The sequence below is a fragment of the Methylobacterium sp. J-026 genome, assembly GCF_022829585.1.
GTDB lineage: Bacteria > Pseudomonadota > Alphaproteobacteria > Rhizobiales > Beijerinckiaceae > Methylobacterium.
Map to the genome: position 1 here is coordinate 48,924 of NZ_JAKSYC010000284.1, position 17,031 is coordinate 65,954.

The following is a 17,031-nucleotide window of genomic DNA, read 5'->3' on the forward strand; positions in this document are numbered from 1 at the left end:
CGAGGGCCCATCCGGGGATGATGGGGTTGCTGCTCGCCGCTCCGGGTCCCCGGCCTGCGCCGTCGCTGAAGCGGCGGGTCTTTTTCGCGCGGCTTATGGTACGTACCCGGAACGGAGCCGCCCGAAAAGCCCTGCATGCCCTTCGTCGCCGAGATCCTGATCCCGCTCGCCCTCGATACGACCTACAGCTACGTGGTGCCGACGGGGCTCGACCTCGCCGCCGGCGACGTGGTCCAGGTGCCGCTGGGCCCGCGCGAGATCGTCGGTGTCGTGTGGGGGCTGACCGAGACCGCGGGCGGCTCGAATTTGCGGCCGGTGACGGGCCGTTTCCCGGTAGCGCCCCTCTCGGAGCCGCTGCGCAGCCTGGTCGACTGGATCGCCCGCTACACGCTGGCGCCGAAGGGCTCGGCGCTTGCTATGGTGCTGCGCCTGCCGGACGAAGCCGCCGCGACCGAGACCGCGCGAGTCGCGGTACGCCTCACCGACAAGCCCCCCACCCGGGCCACCCCCGCCCGCACCAAGGTGCTGGCGGTCGCCGCCGATGGCGCGCTGCGCGGCAAGAGTGCGCTCGCCAAGGAGGCCGGGGTCTCGCTTTCGGTGGTCGACGGGCTGATCGACGACGGCGTTCTGGCGACCGTCGCGGTCGAGCCCGAGCCGGTCGCACCGCGGCCCGATCCGGACTTTCCCCGGACGCCCCTCTCCCCCGCCCAGGCGGAGGCCGTCACGGCCCTGCTGGAGGGATTTCCGTGGCATCGGCCGTCCGATGAGGCGGCGGCGTCCGATGCCGTCGACACCAAACCGGTGCTGCTCGAAGGCGTCACCGGCTCGGGCAAGACCGAGGTCTATTTCGAGGCGGTCGCCGCCTGCATCCGGGCCGGGCTGCAGGCGTTGATCCTGATGCCCGAGATCGCCCTAACGGCGCAGTTCCTCGACCGTTTCGCCGCCCGGTTCGGGGTGCGTCCGGCGGCGTGGCATTCCGGCATCGGCGGCAAGCGGCGCGAGCGGCTCAGGGCCGCGGTGGCCGAGGGCGCGGCGCTGGTCGTAGTCGGGGCCCGCTCGGCCCTGTTCCTGCCCTTCGCCCGCCTCGGCCTGATCGTGGTCGATGAGGAGCACGAGACCGCCTACAAGCAGGAGGACGGCGTCCATTACCACGCCCGCGACATGGCGGTGGTGCGCGGCCGCCTCGAAGGCTGCCCGGTGGTGCTGACCTCGGCGACGCCCGCCATCGAGACCCGCGTGAACGCGGCGCGCGGGCGCTACCGGCACGTCCTGCTCCCGGAGCGGTTCGGAGGCCGGCGCATGCCCGACATCGCGGCGATCGACATGCGCAAGGACCAGCCCGAACGCGGCCGCTTCCTCAGCCCGCCGCTCGTCAACGCGGTGAAGCACACCCTGGAGCGGGGCGAGCAGGCGCTGCTGTTCCTCAACCGCCGCGGCTACGCGCCGCTCACCCTGTGCCGCGCCTGCGGCCACCGCTACCAGTGCCGGAACTGCTCGACCTGGCTCGTGGAGCACCGATTCCGCCGGGCCCTGGTCTGCCACCAGTGCGGCTACGCCGAGCGGCGTCCGGAGGCCTGCGCCGAGTGCGGCACCTTCGACAACCTCACCGCCTGCGGCCCCGGCGTCGAGCGGATCGCCGAGGAGGCTGCCGACGTGTTTCCGGGCCGGCGCATCGTCGTGCTGTCGAGCGATTTCCCCGGCGGTGCCGAGCGCCTGCGGCAGGAACTCGACGCCGTGGCGGCCGGGGAATGCGACCTCGTGATCGGCACGCAGCTGGTGGCCAAGGGCCACAACTTTCCCTTCCTGACACTGGTCGGCGTCCTCGACGCCGATATCGGCCTGACCTCGGGCGATCCCCGGGCGGCGGAGCGCACCTTCCAGCTGCTCCAGCAGGTGACCGGCCGGGCCGGCCGCGGCGACAAGCCCGGCCGGGCGCTCGTCCAGACCTACCAGCCCGATCATCCGGTGATCGCGGCCCTGCTGTCGGGGGATGCCGAGCGCTTCTACGCGGAGGAGATCCAGGCCCGGGAGGCGGCCGGCCTGCCGCCCTTCGGCCGGCTCGCCGCCCTGATCGTCTCGGCCAACGATCGCGCGGTCGCGGAGGCGCACGGGCAGGCGCTGGCCCGGGCCGCCGAGCCGCCCGATGGGGTCATGGTCCTCGGGCCCGCCGAGGCGCCGCTGGCCCTGATCCGGGGGCGCTACCGCTTCCGCCTGCTGGTCAAGACCGAGCGCAACGTCGACCTCCAGGGCTATCTCCGGGCCTGGCTCTCCCGGGGGCCGAAGGTGCGCGGCAACGTTCGAGTCGCCATCGATGTCGACCCGCAGAGCTTTTTGTAGGACACTGGAGCCACGGGCGGCGAACCCCGCGCCTCAGAGCGGCGACGGGGCGCGGGCGGTTCCCGGAGGAGCGATCAGTGCTGACTTATACCAAGACGCCGGATTCAAACGTCGCCGAGATCGTGGTCGACGGCAAGATCTCCGACGAGGAGATGAACGCGGCGATGACGGCCATGAAGGCCGACCTCGACAAGGGCGGCAAGATCAAGCTGCTTGAGGATATCCGCGCCTTCGAGGGCATGGAGCCGGCGGCCTTCTTCAAGGACCCGCGATTCGGCTTCTCGATGATGAAGAGCGTCAGCCACGTCGCCCTGGTGACGGACGCCCCCTGGCTGAAGGCCCTGGCTGAGACGTTCAACTTCGTCTCGCCGACGCAGATCAAGGTGTTCGAGCGCGCCCGCCTGAACGAGGCACGCAGCTGGCTCGCAGCGGCGGCCTAAGACCTGATCCCGAAGGGTGACAATCGCGCTTCGGGAGCATCGACGATCTCAGGCCCCGTCACTCCACCTCCGCGGTGCGGGTGTCGCTGCGCCGGGCAGTCCAGCGTCCGGCGCAGAGGGACGAGACCTTCCAGGTTCCGGCGCCGCTGCCGCCCTGGAGCCGTCCGGTCCCGGTGCCGCTCGCGGTGCCGTTGTTGACGGTGAGCCCGACAAGGCCGTCCGCGCTGACGTGGCCGTTCACCCGGGCGCCGGCGCCCCCTGAGACGAGCTGTACCTGTCCCTCACGGATGGCGAGCGCGTAGGAATAGCGGGCGCTGCACAGGCCGCTGTCCGTGACCAACTCCACCGCCCAGGTCCCGTTGTGGCTGCTCGGCTCAGCCTCTGCGGGCATGCCGATCATGAGGGACAGGCCAGTGGCGATGGCCGCAACGGCGGTTGAATTGATCATCCGGGGCAATCTCTCAGCAATGCAAATTCTGCACGCCGCGGCGCGCAGAAGTAGAATCGTTGATCGAGGATGACCCTAGGCTGAACGCGGGACACGGCAAGAGTATGGCCGGCGGCGATGTCCGGCGTGATTAGATCCTGCAGACATGGTTGGCCGGATCTTTCACCTGCGGCGAAGTGATGCGTGCCGTATCATGTCAGACGGTGCTGGTTTGACTGCGCTCAGTCGCTCTCTGGTCTGGGTTGCGAGAAATGGTGTCGCAGGTCCCCGCCCCCGAAGAATCTGCCGGATTGACAGATCGGGTTTGGGCTCATCCCCCCGTCACGGGGTATGGCAGTCCAAACCTGCCACGCGTCTCAGTTCCCCCGGCAGACCCCCGACCGGCCGTCAATCCGTGAGCGGCCGGGCCTCCTCCGGCAGCATGATCGGGATGCCGTCGCGGATCGGATAGGCGAGCTTGGCGGAGCGGCTGATCAGCTCCTGACGGGCGGAATCGTATTCCAGCGTCTCCTTGGTCAGCGGACAGACCAGGATCTCGAGGAGCTTCGGATCCACCCGGGTCGCCTCCACGGGGGTGGTGAGGTCGTTGGACATCGCGCGCGCACCCTATTGCATCGTCGATTCGGGGCCCGAACCCCGAACCATTTCCATCTGCGTGACCGCGATCAGGATCTCCGCCCGGGTCTTGAGGTCCGGGGCTTCGAGCATCGCCTGCTTCTCGCGGACGCCGAACGGGCTCATCATGCAGAGCGCGTTGACCAACGCCTCGTCGGGCGCCTCGTCGATCCCCGCCCAATCCACCTTGAGGTCGTTCGACTCCACGAAGTCGCGCAGGGCCTTGAGCACGCCGTCGCGGTCGACATGCTCCTCGCCCGCCCGCGGCGCGAAGTCCACCGCGAAGGTGTCATAGGAGACGTGGCAGCGCCGATAGAGGCTGGTCGAGGCGAGCTCGCTCTCGATCCGGAATCGGCTGATCCCGGTGAGCGAGACCAGATAACGGCCATCGCCGGTCTCGGCATATTGCGTGATCCGGCCGGCACAGCCGACGCGGTAGAGCTTCGGGCTCGCCGCACCCGACCCCTCCGGATCGGGCTGGATCATGCCGATGATCCGATCGGTCCGCATGGCGTCGTCGATCATCGCCACGTAGCGGGGCTCGAAGATGTTCAGCGGCATCTGCCCACGGGGCAGGAGCAATGCCCCCGAGAGGGGGAAGACCGGGATCACCGCGGGGCAATCCGCCGGGCCCTTGTAGCTCGCATGGGTGCTCATGGCGCCTCGCAGAGGGGCGGACGGATAGGCGTGAGCGCGAGCCGGCGCCTCACGAGAAGAGAAGGGCCGAGAGCTTGCGCCGCCCGCGGATGGTGTCGGGATCCATCACGCCCCAGGCCTCGAAGAACTGCAGAAGCTGCTTGCGCGCGCCGTCGTCATTCCAGGCGCTGTCGCGCTTGCGCAGCTCGATCAGGTGATCGACCGCTTGGCCGCGCTCCCCTGCGGCGGCAAGGGCCAGGGCGAGGTCGAACCGCGCCTGATGGGCATCCGGATCGCCGTCGACCTGCCGCTGCAAGCCCGCCAGATCGCCCAGCGAGGCGGCCTGCTCCGCGAGGTCCAGGGCGGCGCGGATGCCGGCAAGAGCCGGATCGGCGGCCTTCGCCTCGGGGACCATCGCCATCACCCGCTTGGCGTTCTCGATCTCGCCGGCGTCCAGCTGCATCTTGGCGAGGCCGGCCAGCGCCGGGACGTTGTCGGGCTGCTGCTCCAGGATCGCGGCGTAGATCTCGGAGGCGCCGGCGAGGTCACCCTCCTCGATCAGGGCGGCGGCATCGGCCAGGGCGGCCTCGATCGGATCCTGCATCGGACCGGCCACGCGCCCGATCAGTTCCTTGATCTGGCTCTCGGGCACCGCACCCATGAAGCCGTCGACCGGTTGGCCCTTCTGGAAGACGATGACCGCCGGGATCGACTGGATGCCGAGCTGGCCCGCAATCGAGGGGTGCTCGTCAATGTTCATCTTCACCAGCGCGACGGCGCCCGCGGCCTCCTGGACGACCCTTTCCAGCACCGGCGTCAATTGCTTGCAGGGCCCGCACCAGGGCGCCCAGAAGTCGACGAGCACCGGACGGTGCATCGACTCGGCGATCACATCCTGGCGGAAGCTCGCGGTGGTCGTGTCCTTGATCAGGGAGCCTGTGTCGACGGCCGGGGCGCCGGCCCCGGCGAGGATATCGTTGAGCATCGGTCTGGCTTCGGAACCTTTTTGCTGGAGCCGCTTAAATGGGGCTTGCGAGGCCGTCTGACCAGTCCGGTTCAGCGCGGTGCCGGGGCGGCCGGCGCCCCCGCCGCGGCCCGAGCCACGGTCACGAAAGTCCCCGCGAAGGGTCGCCCATCTGCCGCGCTGGCCTCGCAGGTGATCGCCGTGCGGCCCGGTTCCGGCGTCGAGAATCGGCAGGCGCCGATCGCCAGGGTCGGCGCGGCGTCCGTGCCGGTGGTGACGACATTGATCGGCTGCAGCGGATCGGTCTCCTCCGTGGCCTCCTGCTGGGCGCCGTTGCCGCTGAAGCTGAGGGTCCGACCGTCCGAGGTGGAGAAATCGAAGCTGGTGCGGTTGCGGCTCACTGCGTTCGTCAGGACATTCCGGCAGGAGGCGCTGAGATCCTGCGTCCCGATCACGAGCTTCTCGCAGGTGCCGTCCAGGCGCAGAGCCGCCTGGGCGCGCGCCGCGGAGGGCAGGGTGACGAGGGCGCAGAGCAGGGCGAGGCGCAGGCGGTTCGTCATGGCGTGTCGGACATCCTCCGGTTGAAGGCCGACTTAGAGCACGCGGCGCCGAAGGGGATACCGTTTCAGCGCCGCGCGCGCGTCAAATCCGGGATCCGGTCGTCGTGCCGCGGCGGTCGTGGGCTCACGCCCGCGCGCCGAACCGCAGGACCCGATCGTTCGGGGCGGAAAAGTCGAGGTCCGGCCCGAGCGGCACGATCCCGGTCGGGTTGATGGTCGGATGACTCTCGTAATAGTGGCGCTTGATATGTGTGAGGTCGACGGTCGCCGCGACGCCCGGGAGCGCGTAGAGATCGCGCAGATAGTTCGAGAGGTTCGGGTAATCGGCGATCCGGCGCCGGTTGCACTTGAAATGGCCGACATAGACGGGATCGAACCGCACCAGGGTGGTGAACAGGCGGATATCCGCCTCGGTGAGCCGGTCGCCGCAGAGGTAACGGGTCCGGCCGAGGCGATCGTCGAGGGCATCGAGTTCCGCGAACAGGGCCTCGAAGGCGCCGGCATAGGCGTCCTGCGTGGTGGCGAAACCCGCCTTGTAGACGCCGTTGTTCACCCCGTCGTAAACGCGGGCGTTCACCGCATCGATCTCGGCGCGCAGGTCCTCGGGGTACAGGTCAGGCCCCGTGCCGCCGAAGGCGCCGTTCAGCATTCTCAAAATCTCGGCCGATTCGTTCGACACGATGGTGGCCCGCTGGCGGTCCCACAGCACCGGAACGGTGACGCGGCCGGTATAGGACGGGTCCGCCGCCAGATAGACCTCGTAGAGGCGCCGGGCGCCGTGGATCGGGTCCGGCGTCGCCCCCGGCGTATCACCGAACACCCACCCCTCCGATCCCATATGCGGATCGACCACCGATACGGTGATTGCCGCCTCCAGGCCCTTCAGGGCACGCCCGATCAGGGTGCGGTGGGCCCAGGGGCAGGCCAGGGAGACGTAGAGGTGGTAGCGGCCCGGCTCGGCGCGGAAGCCGCCCGCCCCCGAAGGCCCTGGCGCGCCGTCGGCGGTGACCCAATTGCGGAAGGCCGAGGCCTTCCGCTCGAAACGGCCACCCGTGGCGGCGGTGTCGTACCACTGATCGCGCCAGACGCCGTCTACCAGAAGTCCCATCGTCGTATCCCGTCCCACCAGTCCAGCGCCAAGGCCGGTCCCGTTCCAGATGGGACGCCCGTCGCCCGGGGGAAGTCGCCCGGCGCTGGGGCTCCGAGCACGTACCCGACGCCCGCCCGGTGCGTGCCCCCCGGCCCGCGAGTTCAGCGCAAGGCAGGCTTGCATCGGCCCTTCTGTTGCAGTGCAGCAAAATGCGGCATCTCTCCCGCGTCCGTCCGCCGGCGCCGGTCAGATCGGCCACAGGGCTTGGCGGGACGTCGATGGAGGTGGAGTGATGTCGTTCGCGCTGGTGCCCGTTGCCGAGGCGGCCCTGTTCACGTTCGGATGCCTGTTGATTCACGCTCTGAGGCGGCACGCGGACGTGGTCACGGCCACGCTCGCCTGCCTCGCGACCCTCCTCGTCCTCATGATCGGGATCGCCTGCGCGCCGGAATCCTTCGCCAAGTACCAGGCCGCCGGCATCAACGACTTCGCCCGGATGGATACGGCGATCTACTGATCGGCACCGATCTACCGATCGGCACCTTCGCTCGGCCGCCGTTTCAGGCCGCCTGCCCTGATCTGTGCGAGCCGGCCGCCCGTCCCGCGCTGGCCCGCGACCGTGACGTCGAAATCGTCCTTCGGCAGGCGTGCGAGGAACCGCTCGGCCACCTCGAACAGCAGGATATCGGGGCGCACGCGCTCGATATACGGCCAGTCGAGGCCCGCGGACCAGACGAAGTGGACCTCGCAGAAGCTCTCGGCGAGCAGCCCGGTCAACATGAACGGGTCGAAATGCGCGCAGGAATCGCCGAACAGGACGAGGCGACGGGGATCCGCGGTCGGCGCATCGTTCCGGTAGACGACATGCGCGCCGACATGCACCTCCCGGTCGCGTTCCTCCGCCTCGTAGGCGGCGAGCAGCGGGCCGGTCTCGACCCGGCGCGCATCGCGCTGCAGCATGAATCGTTCGAGGCGTTCGCGTGGCCGGTCGCGGAGCTTTTCGCCGAGATCCATGAGCTCGTCCGAGACGACCTTCGGGCGCGTCCCGATATCGGCCGGCGGGATCGCCCCGAGCACGCGCATGATCTCGCGGTAGGCCAGCAGGCAGCCCTGCACCGTCCAGTGGGTGTCCGTGCGCAGGTAGAGCGGCACCGGCCCGTGCCGGGCGGCCCGGAGCGGGGCCAGGAGATCGAGATAGGCGGGGTGGCGGGCGAGGCGGCGGGCCAGGCGCCGGGTCGAGGCCCTGGCGGGGGCGTAGCGCAGGCCGTCGGTCTTGTCGTCGTAGACCGAGAGCTTCTCAGGTACGATCACGTGGAGGCAGCGGATGCCGAGGCGGTCCGCGTGCCGCGCTCGCGTCGTGATCAGCCGCGCCCAGCGCCGCAGCAGCAGCCAGTGCCGCAGGCCGCCCCGGTAGCGGTCCAGGACGCGGTTGGTGCCCCCGGTGAGAAACAACCAGCCCTCGCGGCCGACATGTACGCTCTCCCTGCCTGCTGACATGGCGGTGCTTTAGCCGCACCGGGACCGGTCGACTAGGCCGGACCCGCCTCGCATGGCCGCGCGTTCGCCCGGGATGTTGCCCTCGCCCGCCCCGGTCCTCGAAACCCCCGATCGCCGGGAGCGCCCAAGGCCGATCCGCCTCTGGCAGCCCCGGCGGGTGCTGGCGACGCCGGCGGCGCTGGAGCACGCCCATGGCCGGGCCATGCTCGACCGCGCCGAGGCGCTGGGCCTGCCGGTGGAGCGCCTCGCATCGAACCGCCTGCCGAGCCCGCGCGAGCCCGACCCGCGCCGGGCCTACGCGGCCGCCAAGGCGACCCTCGCCCTCACGGTGGCGCCGCCCACCAAGCTGCGGCTCCAGCCGATCCCGCCCTCGGCCGACTGGCGCTTCGATCTCGCCGAGGGCTGCCCGGCCCATTGCCAGTACTGCTACCTCGCGGGCTCCCTCCAGGGGCCGCCGGTGACCCGTGCCTACGCCAATCTCGACGCGATCCTGGGCAATCTCGAAGCCTATGCCGGGCGCGGCACGGTGACCTCGGCCTCCGCCGAGCGCGCGCAGGAGGGAACCACCTTCGAGGCCTCCTGCTACACCGATCCGCTGGGCATCGAGCATCTCACCGGCTCGCTGTCCGCGGCGATCCGCCATTTCGGCGCCTGGGACGCGCCGGTGCAGCTGCGCTTCACCACGAAGTTCGCCGCGGTCGCGCCGCTCCTCGACCTGCCGCACAACGGCCGGACCCGGATCCGCGTCTCGGTCAATGCCCGGGCCGCCACCCGCTACGAGGGGGGAACCGACCCGCTCGACGCCCGGCTCGCGGCCCTGGGGCAGATGGCGCGGGCCGGCTATCCCGTGGGCCTGACCATCGCGCCGATCCTGCCGGTCGAAGGTTGGGAGGCGGGCTATGCCGAGCTGATCCGCGCGGCCGCCGACGCCCTTGCCGGCGTGCCGGACCTCGACCTCACCGCAGAGTTGATCACCCACCGCTTCACCCCCGGATCCAAGACGGTCCTGCGCGGCTGGTATCCGGGCTCGGACCTGCCCCTGGACGAGGCCGACCGCGTGGAGAAACGCACCAAGTTCGGCTCGGTGAAATACGTGTTCCCGAAGCCGCTGATGCAGGCGATGCGCGCCCATCTGACGACATGTCTCGCCCGTGACCTGCCCGCGGCGCGGGTGCTCTACTGGACCTGAGCGGCCACGGGCGCCATCTCGGCCGCATGACCGAGACCGCCCCCCTGATCCTGACCCTCGCCTTCGACGAGCCGACCTTCGTCCGCTTCGACGGCGAGCGACGCCGGCATTTCCCCGAATCCCTGAATGTCATCCCCGCCCACGCCACGCTGTTCCATCACCTGCCCGGGGACCGGGAGCGCGGCGTGATCGCGGCGGTCGCCGCCCTCGCGCGCACGGTCCCGCCCCCGGAGGTCGCGGTGACGGGCCTGCGCTTCACCGGACGCGGCGTCGCCTACGTGCTGGACGCGCCGGCCCTGGCGGCCTTCCGGAGCCGCCTCGCCGCCGAGTTCGAACCCTATCTGACGGCACAGGACCGGCAGGGCTGGCGCCCGCACGTGACGGTGCAGAACAAGGTCGCACCGGACGTGGCGCGCCGGCTCCACGCCGATCTGGCGGCGGGCTTCATGCCGTTCCGCTTCACCGCCCCGGCGACCCGGCTGTGGCGCTATCTCGGCGGGCCCTGGGAGGCGGTCGCCCGCCTCGCCTTCGGGGAGAACGCCTGATGGCTCGGGACAACCGTGCCGTGCCGGTCCCGGGCGGCATGCGACGTAACCGGCTGATCGAGCCCGCCACGGCTGTCTGGCTCCGGCTGCGCCTCAACGAGGTCGGGCCCCTGGTCGCCCTGCTCGGCCTGAGCATCCTCGGCTACGGCTTCTTCTACCTCGCCCATGAGGTCGGCGAGGGCTCCACGGCGGCCCTCGACCGGCGCATCCTGCTCGCCCTGCGCAACCCGGCCGACCTCGCCGATCCGATCGGGCCGCCCTGGCTCGAGGAGACAATGCGCGACATCACCGGTCTCGGCAGCGTCTTCACGGTCCTGTTCCTGACCTGTGCGATCGCCGCCTATCTGGCGGTGTCCGGCCGGCGGCGGATCGGCCTCTACGTGCTCGCGGCCGTCGGCAGCGGCGAGTTGGTCTCGACGGTGCTCAAGCTCTTCTACCAGCGGCCGCGGCCGGACCTCGTCCCCCACGGCATGGAGGTGTTCACCGCGAGCTTCCCGAGCGGGCACGCCACCATGTCGGCCATCGCCTACCTGACGCTGGCGACCCTGGTGGCGCGGGTGGAGCGCCACCGGCGGGCGAAGGCCCTGGTGCTCGGGCTCGGCGTCGCCGTGACCCTGCTGGTCGGCATCAGCCGGATCTATCTCGGCGTCCACTGGCCCAGCGACGTCCTGGCCGGCTGGTGCATCGGCGCGGCCTGGGCATGCCTGTGCTGGTTCGTCGCCCTCCAATTGCAGCGCCGCGGCGAGGTCGAGGCCCCGGACCCACCGCCCGCGTGACGACGCGTCCGCGCGCCGCGCAGCTTTGTGGAAACAGCCCGGAACCTGGCGGCGTTCATAAGCGAAACGGGTGCGCCATCGGCGCCCCGGGCCCATAACCCCGGCGCCCCGGCGCCACCCTTCCGATGCTGCGACACGGCGAGGCCCATGGCGGACGATACGCGGCTCTCTCGACGCACCCTCCTCGCCGCCGGGAGCGCCCTGGCGGGTGCCACGATCGGCGGCGGCGCGCAGGCGGCCCCGCCGGCACCCTCGGTCCCGGCCGATACCGGCGCGGTCCAGGGTGGACGGGTGATGTTCCCGAACTGGCGCGGGCCGGGCGATCGTCCGCCCGCGCCGACCCCGGCCCCGCAGCCGCCCGGCCAGCGCGTCGGCTACTGCGTCGTCGGCCTCGGACGCCTGAGCCTCGACGAGATCCTGCCGGCCTTCGGGGAGGCCAAGCGCTCGCGGCTCGCCGCGGTGATGTCGGGCTCCCCCGACAAGGCCAAGCTCGTGGCGCGCCAGTACGGCCTGCCGGAGGACGCGGTCTACGGCTACGACGAATGGGACCGGCTCCGGGCCAATCCCGATGTCCACGCGGTCTACGTGGTGACGCCCAACGGCGTCCACCGGGACAACGTCCTGGCGGCGGCGGCCGCGGGCAAGCAAATCCTCTGTGAGAAGCCAATGGCGGTCTCCTCGCAGGAATGCCGCGACATGATCGCGGCCTGCGCCGGGGCCAACGTCAAGCTGATGATCGCCTATCGCTGCCAGTACGAGCCGCATAACCGCGCCGTGATCCGGCTCGCGCGCACCGGCGAATTCGGCAAGCCGCGGCTGATCCAGGCGTTCAACGGGCAGACCACCGGTCTCCCGGAGCAGTGGCGCCTCCGGAAGGCGCTGTCGGGCGGTGGCGCGCTGCCGGATATCGGCCTCTACTGCCTGAACACAGCCCGCGCCGTGCTCGGCGAGGAGCCGGATCTGATTCAGGCGCAGATCCATTCGCCGCCCGACGACCCCAAATACCGCGAGGTCGAGGAGACGGTGAGCTTCACGATGCGGTTCCCGTCGGGCGTGATCGCGCAGTGCCTGTCGAGCTACGGCGTCTACGAGGCGCGCAGCCTGACTCTGCACACCGGTAACGCCTCGGTCGATCTCCAGAACGCCTTCGCCTATGAGGGCCAGCGCCTGTTCGTGAGCCACAAGGACGGAAAGGCCGGCGCCCGGAACGAGAGGATCCTGACCGCGAAGAACCAGTTCGCCCTGGAGATGGACCATTTCTCCCGATGCATCCAGGAGAACCTGCGTCCGCGCACCCCCGGCGAGGAGGGGTTGCAGGATCAGGTGCTGATGGAGGCGATCTACGAGGCCGCCCGCACCGGCGCCCCGGTGAAGGTCGGGCCGCCGCCCGGCGCGGGATCAGGCCTCGACGTGACCCGGGGGCCGGAGCCGGAGGAGGCGGGCTGAGTGCCGGCGGTTAACTGAGAAAGTCAGGCCACGCGCTTGCGCAGGACGCCCTTCTTCCCGCCTGGAGGGATCGGCGCCACTTCCGTCGCGCGTCGATCGAGTGCGAGGTGAAAGAAAAACGCCTTGTCGATGTCAACATGATTCACGCGGAAGCTCCAGACCTCTCGGACCCCTTCCGTTAGCGTCTTGGGCAGGGACGCAAGATCGTCGAGCACCTGCCGAGACGTGTTGAAGAAGAACAGGTCGTCCCGGTTTATGCAGTCGGAGAAACCGGTCTGACGGACCGCATCCGTGAGCCTGATGACCGAGAGCGGACCGTGGGCTTGAACGTTGGGGCTGGCGATCCCGAGCATCCACGTGTCGTACGACAGCTGCCGGAACCACATCGCTGCTGCGACCGGCAAGCCGGCCTTCTCCAGCGCAGCGACAAACCGTCGGCCGACACCGATATCATCGTCTACCAGTGACGTCTTATCCATGGCATCACACCGGATCGCCGCCGCGCGACGGCATCGAGCATATCGTGTGCTTCCTCCTCTGACCACTCGGCGTAACGGGCCTCGACCGTCCACTTCGCCACGATATCCCAGGCATCGAGAAAGGGTGGATCGCGCAAGGCGGCGACCAGCCGCTGGTCGCGCAGCTCCGCTAGGATGACGAGCCGTGACAGGTCGTGGGTGTGTATGTCGTTGGCGAATTGCCGGAGTGGCCACGTCGCGCTGCGGAACGACCGCGCGATCCGCGCCTTGAGGGCGCATTCGACCGCCAGCCCGGCCAGATAATAGGCGACGCTGAACTGTCCGGCCGCCAGGAGGGTCTGTGCGGCGCGTAGATGATCCTCCGCGCGCCTCTTCCACGCCCGTCGGTTCATGGGCCGCCCGAATCATCACCTCAGAACGGCAGCAGGATGTCCACGATCTGCTGGCCGTAGCGCGGCTGCTGCACGTCGGTGATCTGGCCGCGGCCGCCATAGGCGATCCGGGCCTGGGCGATCTTGGCCGAGTCGATGGTGTTGTCGGATTCGATGTCCTCCGGCCGGACCACGCCGGCGACGACCATCTCGCGGATCTCGAAATTGACCCGGATCTCCTGCTTGCCCTCGACCACGAGGTTGCCGTTGGGCAGGACCTGCGTGACCACGGCGGCGACGTTGGTGGTCACGGTCTCGGCGCGCTGGACCGATCCGACGCCGTCGTTGGAGGTCGCCGAGGTGGCGGAGAGCAGGGCGGTTGCGCCGACCCCGAGGGACTTTCCGACCGCGTTGTTCTCGAGTCCCAGGGCGTTCGGCAAGCCGAAGCTCTCGGTGTTGGCCCGGGTCCGCTTGGTCTCGTTGCTGATGTTGGCCTGATCGGTGACGTTGACCTTCACGGTCAGGATGTCGCCGAGCCGGGCCGCGCGCTGGTCCTTGAAGAAGGCGCGCGAGCCGGTGCGCCAGAGCGAGTTCGGCGCGTAGGAGACCGGCTGCACGTCGGGCATCGGCATCCGGACCGGCTTGTAGCCGGGCTGGCTGGTCGGATCCTCGATCGCCGACAGGGCTGGCGTCGCGCCGACCTGCGACAGCCGGTCGGCGGTGTTGCAGGCGCCGAGCGCCCCGGCGATCAGCGCGGCGGCGAGCGGGTTCAGGACGGTGCGCGGGGCCATCGGGGTACTCTCGGGCTACTCTTGCGGTCTACGCGTGGACCACGCCGAAACGGGCGATCAGCGCAGGGAGGCGGTCGCCTGGATGGGGGCGGCGGCCTGCTGGGTCGCCGGGCCGGGGCCCACCGAGACCCGGCCCGGGCCGATCACGGTCGCCTGCAGGACCTTCTGGGAGGCCGTGTTGACGACATTGACGACGGCGCCGAGGCGGCCGCCCTGGTTGGCGAGGCCGCGCATCGCCAGGCTGATGCTGGGCGTCTCGTAGACGATGGTCACGCTCTCGCCCCGGGTGACGAGTTCGGGCGGGGCCGTGTCTCCGGTCCGCAGCACGGTTCCGGCCGCCAGGGCGTGCTGGGCGACCTCACCGGCGACCGCGCCGGCGCTCGCCAGGGCGTCCGCGGCCACCGCCTCGCGCGGGCGCCGGTCGGTGACGAGGTCGCCGGCCTTCACCGTCTCGCCGCGGTCGAGGGCGCGGGTGAGGACCGCCACCTCGCGCATCTCGAGGACCACGCCGGAGACGCGCAGCGACGCCTGCCGCTCGCCCAGGCTGACGAGCCCCGCGACCCGGCGGGAGCGCGGATCGTAGGTCAGGTCCACGGCCGCGGCCTGGCCCTGGAGGTCGACCGGCGCCAGGAGCGTCGGACCATCGCCGTCGAACCGGACCGACAGGTTGCGCGGGTCGAGGCCGTAGCCGGTCTCCAACCCGTGCTTGAGCGCGGCCTCGATCTCCGGCGGCCCGATCCGGCGGGCCGCGCGCTGCACGGCGATCTGCAGCCGGCCGCCGGTCTCGATGCCGGTGAGGCCCAGCGCTTCGACGGCCTCGAGGATGCGGCGGCTCTGGATCGTCCCGGTGGCACCGAGGGCGGGCGAGCGGAACAGCGGACGTGCCGCCAGGGCGGTCGGCGCCCCCTCGATCAGGTCGGCGAGCGTCAGCACGTCGCCGCGGGCGGTCACGTCGCCGCGCAGGCGCAGGCCCTCCGCCCGGGCTATCGCCGGGATCGCCAGGGCGCCGAGCATCGCGACGGTCAGCACGGCCAGCACCGCGCGCACCACCGGAGCCATTCCTAGGGGCGTGACCCGCGGGCGGGGTCGGCGGAGGATCGGGTTGAGGTCGGACTCGTCCTCGCCCGTGCCGACGAGGGGCAGGGCGAGGAAATCGGAGGCGGAGTCGGGGAGCAGACCGGTATTCATGATCTTGAACCTGAAGGCGGTGCGCTTAGCCGCGGAACATCTGCGAGGCGGTGGAGAGCATCTGGTCGGCCGCGGTGACGACCTTCGAGTTCATCTCGTAGGCGCGCTGCGCCGCGATCAGCGACGAGATCTCCGTGACGGCATTGACGTTGGCCTCCTCCAGGTAGCTCTGCTGGAGGTTGCCGAAGCCCTCGGCGCCGGGCAGGCCGCTGATCGCCGGCCCGGAGGCGGCGGTCTCGACGAACAGGTTGTCGCCGATCGATTCGAGGCCGACCTTGTTGACGAAGCGCGAGAGCTGGAACTGGCCGAGCGCCTGCGGCGCCGTCTGGCCCGGCAGCGTCGCCTGGACGGCGCCGGTGGCGCTGATCGTCACCGAGGTCGCGGTCTGCGGCACGGTGATGGCCGGATCGAGCAGGTAACCGTCCCGGGTCACGAGCTGGCCCGAGGCCGAGAGATCGAAGGAGCCGTCCCGGGTGTAGCCGGTGCGGCCGTCCGGCATGGTCACACGGTAGAAGCCCTCGCCGCGGATGGCGACGTCGTAGTCCTTCTCCGTGGAGGTGAGGGTGCCCTGCGACATCACCCGGGCGGTCGAGGTGGTCTTCACGCCCGAGCCGATCGCCAGCCCGGCGGGGAGCTGCGTGTTCTGCTCGGAGGTGGAGGAGCCGGCCCGGCGCAGGTTCTGGTAGAGCAGATCCTGGAAGTGCACCTGCTGGCGCTTGTATCCGGTGGTACGCAGGTTCGCGATGTTGTTGGAGATGACCTGGACGTTCAGCTCCTGGGCCGCCATTCCGGTGGCGGCGGAGTAGAGGGCGCGCATCGCCGGTCCCCTTAGGCGACGTTGGCGAGGCGGCTGATCGCCGTGCCCCGCAACTCGTCGAGGCGCGTGATCATGCTCGACACCATGGTGTAGGACCGGTTCACGTCCATGAGCCGGGTCATCTCGATCACCGGGCGGACGTTCGACCGTTCCAGGGCGCCGGATTCGACGCGGCCTTCGAGGCCGGCCGGGGTCGCGGCCTCCGGCGAGGCGTAGAGGTTACCGCCCTCGTTGGTGAGCCGCTGGGGGTTGGCGAAGGTGACCAGCTTGATCTTGCCGCGGATGCCCAGATTGGTCGACACCGTGCCGTCGGAGCCAATGGCGAGGCCGGTCTCCTGCGCGTTGATGCTGATCGGGCCGCCGTCGCCCACGACCGGGTCGCCGTCGCTGGTCACCAGGGTGCCCTGCGCGTTGATCTCGAAGGCGCCGTTGCGGGTGTAGCGTTCCCCCTGGGCCGATTGCACGGCGATGAAGGCCGGTCCCTTGATGGCGACGTTGAGCGGGTTGCCGGTCTGCTCGATCGGGCCCTGCCCCAGGTCGAGGGTGGTGCCCTGGTCGATGACGTAGGACAGGCGCCGGTCCGGCCGGGCGAAGGAATCCGCGCTCGCCACCGGCATCAGGTATTCCTGGAAGCGGCTGCTGCGGGCCTTGAACCCAGTGGTCGACACGTTCGCCATGTTGTTGCCGATCACGTCCAGCTCGCGCTGAAGCGCCATCTGGCTCGACACGCCGACGAGGAGAGCATTCTGCATCGTGGACTCTGGGACTCGCGTGCCGCGGCGGCGGCAACGATCCATTCAGCATGCGGCATGCCACGGGAATCCGTTCGGAATTTCCGTTAA

Annotated in this window: 20 protein-coding genes; 7 read left to right on the plus strand and 13 right to left on the minus strand. The window is 70.2% G+C overall.

The genetic code is table 11. The features are described 5' to 3' along the window. The first annotated feature begins 135 nt into the window (after positions 1-135). Both MKK69_RS24410 and MKK69_RS24415 read left to right on the plus strand, forming a co-directional pair. Positions 136-2,337, plus strand: coding sequence for a primosomal protein N' (locus tag MKK69_RS24410; protein WP_243972182.1), 2,202 nt, complete (start codon positions 136-138; stop codon positions 2,335-2,337). Between the two features lie 77 nt (positions 2,338-2,414). Beyond that, a complete protein-coding gene (locus MKK69_RS24415; RefSeq protein WP_243972184.1) occupies positions 2,415-2,777 on the plus strand; it encodes an STAS/SEC14 domain-containing protein in 363 nt (120 codons plus the stop codon). A gap of 58 nt (positions 2,778-2,835) precedes the next feature. Here MKK69_RS24415 and MKK69_RS24420 read toward each other — a convergent pair whose 3' ends face one another. The 6 genes from MKK69_RS24420 to MKK69_RS24445 form a co-directional block, all read right to left on the minus strand. Next, entirely contained in the window at positions 2,836-3,225 is a 390-nt protein-coding gene (locus MKK69_RS24420; RefSeq protein ID WP_243972185.1) for a hypothetical protein, read from the minus strand. A gap of 387 nt (positions 3,226-3,612) precedes the next feature. Further along, the gene (locus MKK69_RS24425; RefSeq protein WP_243972187.1) at positions 3,613-3,819 is read right to left on the minus strand and encodes a Trm112 family protein; all 207 of its coding nucleotides are present in this window, start codon (positions 3,817-3,819) and stop codon (positions 3,613-3,615) included. Positions 3,820-3,831: 12 nt separating this feature from the next. Further along, positions 3,832-4,497, minus strand: a complete 666-nt coding sequence (locus tag MKK69_RS24430) for an LON peptidase substrate-binding domain-containing protein (protein WP_243972189.1) — start codon at positions 4,495-4,497, stop codon at positions 3,832-3,834. A 49-nt stretch (positions 4,498-4,546) separates the two neighbouring features. Next, the gene (trxA, locus tag MKK69_RS24435) at positions 4,547-5,461 is read right to left on the minus strand and encodes a thioredoxin (RefSeq protein ID WP_243972192.1); all 915 of its coding nucleotides are present in this window, start codon (positions 5,459-5,461) and stop codon (positions 4,547-4,549) included. Between the two features lie 71 nt (positions 5,462-5,532). Beyond that, positions 5,533-6,000, minus strand: a complete 468-nt coding sequence (locus tag MKK69_RS24440; protein ID WP_243972194.1) for a hypothetical protein — start codon at positions 5,998-6,000, stop codon at positions 5,533-5,535. Positions 6,001-6,124: 124 nt separating this feature from the next. After that, entirely contained in the window at positions 6,125-7,108 is a 984-nt protein-coding gene (locus tag MKK69_RS24445; RefSeq protein WP_243972196.1) for a glutathione S-transferase family protein, read from the minus strand. Positions 7,109-7,382: 274 nt separating this feature from the next. On the opposite strand from MKK69_RS24445, the gene MKK69_RS24450 reads away from it, so the two are divergent. Continuing rightward, the gene (locus MKK69_RS24450; protein ID WP_243972198.1) at positions 7,383-7,607 is read left to right on the plus strand and encodes a hypothetical protein; all 225 of its coding nucleotides are present in this window, start codon (positions 7,383-7,385) and stop codon (positions 7,605-7,607) included. A gap of 11 nt (positions 7,608-7,618) precedes the next feature. Here the strand turns inward: MKK69_RS24450 and MKK69_RS24455 are convergent, their stop codons facing one another. Further along, positions 7,619-8,587 carry an alginate O-acetyltransferase AlgX-related protein gene (locus MKK69_RS24455; protein ID WP_243972200.1) on the minus strand — a complete coding sequence of 323 codons (969 nt, stop codon included), beginning with the start codon at positions 8,585-8,587 and terminating at the stop codon, positions 7,619-7,621. Between the two features lie 73 nt (positions 8,588-8,660). Between MKK69_RS24455 and MKK69_RS24460 the strand changes: the two genes are divergently transcribed. From MKK69_RS24460 to MKK69_RS24475, 4 genes are all read left to right on the plus strand, one after another. After that, positions 8,661-9,776 (plus strand): SPL family radical SAM protein, encoded by a 1,116-nt coding sequence (locus MKK69_RS24460; RefSeq protein ID WP_243972305.1) that lies wholly within the window; start codon positions 8,661-8,663, stop codon positions 9,774-9,776. A gap of 26 nt (positions 9,777-9,802) precedes the next feature. After that, positions 9,803-10,321 carry a 2'-5' RNA ligase family protein gene (locus tag MKK69_RS24465; protein WP_243972202.1) on the plus strand — a complete coding sequence of 173 codons (519 nt, stop codon included), beginning with the start codon at positions 9,803-9,805 and terminating at the stop codon, positions 10,319-10,321. A 38-nt stretch (positions 10,322-10,359) separates the two neighbouring features. Then, positions 10,360-11,097 (plus strand): phosphatase PAP2 family protein, encoded by a 738-nt coding sequence (locus MKK69_RS24470; RefSeq protein ID WP_243972306.1) that lies wholly within the window; start codon positions 10,360-10,362, stop codon positions 11,095-11,097. Between the two features lie 147 nt (positions 11,098-11,244). After that, positions 11,245-12,543 (plus strand): Gfo/Idh/MocA family protein, encoded by a 1,299-nt coding sequence (locus MKK69_RS24475; protein WP_243972204.1) that lies wholly within the window; start codon positions 11,245-11,247, stop codon positions 12,541-12,543. A 23-nt stretch (positions 12,544-12,566) separates the two neighbouring features. Here MKK69_RS24475 and MKK69_RS24480 read toward each other — a convergent pair whose 3' ends face one another. From MKK69_RS24480 to flgF, 6 genes are read right to left on the minus strand one after another with little or no spacing between them, the layout of a single operon-like run. Then, a complete protein-coding gene (locus tag MKK69_RS24480) occupies positions 12,567-13,022 on the minus strand; it encodes a hypothetical protein (RefSeq protein ID WP_243972206.1) in 456 nt (151 codons plus the stop codon). Next, positions 13,001-13,414, minus strand: a complete 414-nt coding sequence (locus MKK69_RS24485) for a HEPN domain-containing protein (RefSeq protein ID WP_243972208.1) — start codon at positions 13,412-13,414, stop codon at positions 13,001-13,003. Before MKK69_RS24485 ends, MKK69_RS24480 begins: the two co-directional genes overlap by 22 nt. A 20-nt stretch (positions 13,415-13,434) precedes the next feature. Continuing rightward, on the minus strand, positions 13,435-14,184 hold the full coding sequence (flgH, locus tag MKK69_RS24490) for a flagellar basal body L-ring protein FlgH (RefSeq protein ID WP_243972211.1): 750 nt from the start codon (positions 14,182-14,184) through the stop codon (positions 13,435-13,437). Between the two features lie 57 nt (positions 14,185-14,241). Continuing rightward, positions 14,242-15,372, minus strand: coding sequence for a flagellar basal body P-ring formation chaperone FlgA (gene flgA / locus MKK69_RS24495; protein ID WP_243972213.1), 1,131 nt, complete (start codon positions 15,370-15,372; stop codon positions 14,242-14,244). A 25-nt stretch (positions 15,373-15,397) separates the two neighbouring features. Further along, positions 15,398-16,189 (minus strand): flagellar basal-body rod protein FlgG, encoded by a 792-nt coding sequence (gene flgG, locus MKK69_RS24500; RefSeq protein WP_243972215.1) that lies wholly within the window; start codon positions 16,187-16,189, stop codon positions 15,398-15,400. 11 nt (positions 16,190-16,200) lie between these two features. Then, a complete protein-coding gene (gene flgF, locus MKK69_RS24505) occupies positions 16,201-16,941 on the minus strand; it encodes a flagellar basal-body rod protein FlgF (RefSeq protein WP_243972217.1) in 741 nt (246 codons plus the stop codon). Positions 16,942-17,031: the final 90 nt, after the last annotated feature.

Coding starts and splice junctions, on each gene's coding strand:
- MKK69_RS24420 (WP_243972185.1), bottom strand. CDS start 3,225: ATGATCAATTCAACCGCCGTTGCGGCCATCGCCACTGGCCTGTCCCTC.
- MKK69_RS24465 (WP_243972202.1), top strand. CDS start 9,803: ATGACCGAGACCGCCCCCCTGATCCTGACCCTCGCCTTCGACGAGCCG.
- flgF (WP_243972217.1), bottom strand. CDS start 16,941: ATGCAGAATGCTCTCCTCGTCGGCGTGTCGAGCCAGATGGCGCTTCAG.
- MKK69_RS24425 (WP_243972187.1), bottom strand. CDS start 3,819: ATGTCCAACGACCTCACCACCCCCGTGGAGGCGACCCGGGTGGATCCG.
- flgA (WP_243972213.1), bottom strand. CDS start 15,372: ATGAATACCGGTCTGCTCCCCGACTCCGCCTCCGATTTCCTCGCCCTG.
- MKK69_RS24430 (WP_243972189.1), bottom strand. CDS start 4,497: ATGAGCACCCATGCGAGCTACAAGGGCCCGGCGGATTGCCCCGCGGTG.
- MKK69_RS24460 (WP_243972305.1), top strand. CDS start 8,661: ATGTTGCCCTCGCCCGCCCCGGTCCTCGAAACCCCCGATCGCCGGGAG.
- flgH (WP_243972211.1), bottom strand. CDS start 14,184: ATGGCCCCGCGCACCGTCCTGAACCCGCTCGCCGCCGCGCTGATCGCC.
- MKK69_RS24450 (WP_243972198.1), top strand. CDS start 7,383: ATGTCGTTCGCGCTGGTGCCCGTTGCCGAGGCGGCCCTGTTCACGTTC.
- MKK69_RS24440 (WP_243972194.1), bottom strand. CDS start 6,000: ATGACGAACCGCCTGCGCCTCGCCCTGCTCTGCGCCCTCGTCACCCTG.
- MKK69_RS24445 (WP_243972196.1), bottom strand. CDS start 7,108: ATGGGACTTCTGGTAGACGGCGTCTGGCGCGATCAGTGGTACGACACC.
- flgG (WP_243972215.1), bottom strand. CDS start 16,189: ATGCGCGCCCTCTACTCCGCCGCCACCGGAATGGCGGCCCAGGAGCTG.
- trxA (WP_243972192.1), bottom strand. CDS start 5,461: ATGCTCAACGATATCCTCGCCGGGGCCGGCGCCCCGGCCGTCGACACA.
- MKK69_RS24410 (WP_243972182.1), top strand. CDS start 136: ATGCCCTTCGTCGCCGAGATCCTGATCCCGCTCGCCCTCGATACGACC.
- MKK69_RS24480 (WP_243972206.1), bottom strand. CDS start 13,022: ATGGATAAGACGTCACTGGTAGACGATGATATCGGTGTCGGCCGACGG.
- MKK69_RS24455 (WP_243972200.1), bottom strand. CDS start 8,587: ATGTCAGCAGGCAGGGAGAGCGTACATGTCGGCCGCGAGGGCTGGTTG.
- MKK69_RS24475 (WP_243972204.1), top strand. CDS start 11,245: ATGGCGGACGATACGCGGCTCTCTCGACGCACCCTCCTCGCCGCCGGG.
- MKK69_RS24470 (WP_243972306.1), top strand. CDS start 10,360: ATGCGACGTAACCGGCTGATCGAGCCCGCCACGGCTGTCTGGCTCCGG.
- MKK69_RS24485 (WP_243972208.1), bottom strand. CDS start 13,414: ATGAACCGACGGGCGTGGAAGAGGCGCGCGGAGGATCATCTACGCGCC.